General features: G+C 34.8%; 2 protein-coding genes. One reads left to right on the top strand and one right to left on the bottom strand.

Annotation, left to right across the window (positions count from 1 at the left end; all coding sequences use genetic code 11):
• Positions 1–351: DUF401 family protein (locus AC220I_RS21355; protein WP_486725892.1), on the top strand; the 351-nt coding region annotated here is incomplete at its 5' end.
• A gap of 107 nt (positions 352–458) precedes the next feature.
• On the opposite strand, the gene AC220I_RS21350 is transcribed toward AC220I_RS21355, so the two are convergent.
• Positions 459–2433 (bottom strand): right-handed parallel beta-helix repeat-containing protein (locus AC220I_RS21350; RefSeq protein WP_486725891.1); only part of this gene is annotated, 1975 nt, incomplete at its 5' end.

Below are 2433 nucleotides of genomic sequence, written 5' to 3'. Positions count from 1 at the left end.
GATCTTTATGAACAGATGAGCAATATTGTTTCAATGGGAATACCCATTGAGTTCATCATCATTTTATGTACGGCATTATTATCCTTTACACTCGCTTCTATTCAACCAAGTGTTGCTATACTTTATCCCTTAATTTTACCTATGGCCATAGACGAACAAACCAAGCTGAGACTTGCTATGTTCATCTATACGACGGGATTTGTATTTTATTATATCTCACCGCTTCATCTTTGTCAGGTATTAACCCTTGAGTACTTTAACATAGATACAAAATCACTATATAAACAATATCGTTTGATTTTGCCAGTTGTATTTGTCACCATGCTTGGCATTTATTTTCTTTCAGCATAAAAAACACCTATTAATGGATGACCCTTATTCGATTGCAAGTTAAAACGCATTTCATCAGCTAAAAACGCTAGAAATCAATGTACATACATGATCTCTAGCGTTTATTTTTATTGGATAACCCTACCATCACCCTCTATCATCAAATCTACATAAGTGGTATCAAGCTCAGAATTATCAATAGTGACATCAGACGCTTTATCAACTCGCATTAGTGCGTTTGATGTGTCATATGCTATTTTATCATTATCTCTAGCAATAACGTCTCTAAGTACTATACCCTTAGTATTTACAAAATCAAATAACTGCTTGCCATTTCTATAAAACTGAGTGTTTAAGACGGAAACATTACTTGAGTTCGAAAAAACCAGACCATTTGATTGGCAATCAGAAATCAAGGTGTTAGAGATGCTAAGCCCATTCACTTGATCCAAGTTCAAACCATTATAGCCACAACCAAACAGTATCAATCGATTGAGTTCAATATTTTTTGAGGCTTTAACAGCTATGACGTCTCCAACACAGTACTCTCTCAAATGCCCCAATCGAATGCCATCCATCTGTATATTTGAACTATGGTCAAGAACAAGCACTTCAAAATAGCTGTCTGCAATCAAATCAGCAATACCTTGCTCTGTAAGGAGTGTTAGATTTTCAACATTTTTAATTCTCAAGGTCCCTTCATCGATTGCAACATTTTCGTTTTCAATCTCAAGGCTATATGGAATTTGATAATTTCCCGGTTTTAAATATATGGTTTTGTTCGACCCTATTGCCTTCAATAAATCATTTATATTCGAGACCGTAAGGACTTGGGATGCACTAGGATTGAGTAAAATCCTCTGCTTTCCCTTGGTCAAGTTTTCAAACTCGTCGATCTGTTTGAATCTGAGCCTAAAGGCTTCTGAATTTGGCCTATAATTTAAAGTGTTAAGATACTGGTCCAAGGGTTTACTATAAGCCATTGCATTCTCATTGAGCAATTTTACAATATTAGAGAGTATCGGCGTATAAGTCGATTCAGGGTATGCTTTAATATAATCTTGATAACTCTTTAGGTAGTACTCAGTAATATATGCCCCCTTGTAATTATAGTCTTCAGAAAAATAGTCATTTGGTAATATATAAAGTTCAAACAGGTAGTCTGCAAGATATTTTGCTTCATCAAAGGCTTCATAGGTAGAATGCTCTAAATAATGTGCATCAAATACATGTATTGCTTCTGAAAGTTCTTCTGCAGAAACCATTAAGTAAGCATCAGATTGAATTGGAAAAAAATCATACTGAAAAGTCTTCAGTTCAATATAAGGCTTCACTAAATCATCATCGAGTTTAATGATTCGATTTAAGTATGCCGAACTTGGCGCCATGTATGGATAGCCTTCAACATAGTCAATATCCAAGCCATTTTTAATTAGAAGTTCACCAATGGCTCTATTGGTTCCCACGAGATTTTTATTTACTGTAAACTTGTTGAGTACATCATCATAAGAATAAAGTGCATCAAATTGCGCAGAATCATAGAGGCGTATTTGTTCCGTCCAGTCATAACTTTCCTCATAACATTCCACTTCGTAAAATTCAATATAGGCACTCACTAATTCAAGAGGCGATTGAGACATCTCAACAAAGAAGTCCAACATTTCTTTTCCTCTGGAAATACTAGATATCTTTTCAGGTTTTAGACCCTCCAAATAAGTTTTATAAACTTTTAAGAGGGTATCATCGGTCTGATTTGGCAATCTGTTTTTTTCCTTAAAGATGGCGTCAGACAGGCGATCTGCCATGTATGCGTTTGAATATATCTTTGCCACCATTTCATCTGGTTTTATATATCTTGAAACAAATTCAACTGGTGCTTCAGATGATTTCCTTGTTAATAGGGTTTCAATTTCATATTCAGAAAAAATTTTATTTTCTTTTACAATGCCTTGTCCCAATTTGAATTCATATACCAATGTATATTGTTTTGACGCTGGAAACACTTGATTTGGCAAAAAAGTGTACTCAACGGATACTGAATCCTCAGCAATTTTAATTACCTTGGCTTGAACCCTAATCATGCCTAACTGAGCATCAATCATT

It is taken from the genome of Fusibacter sp. (assembly GCF_057447755.1).
Note: the sequence above shows the minus strand (reverse complement) of the source record. Positions and strands in the feature narration are given on the sequence as shown.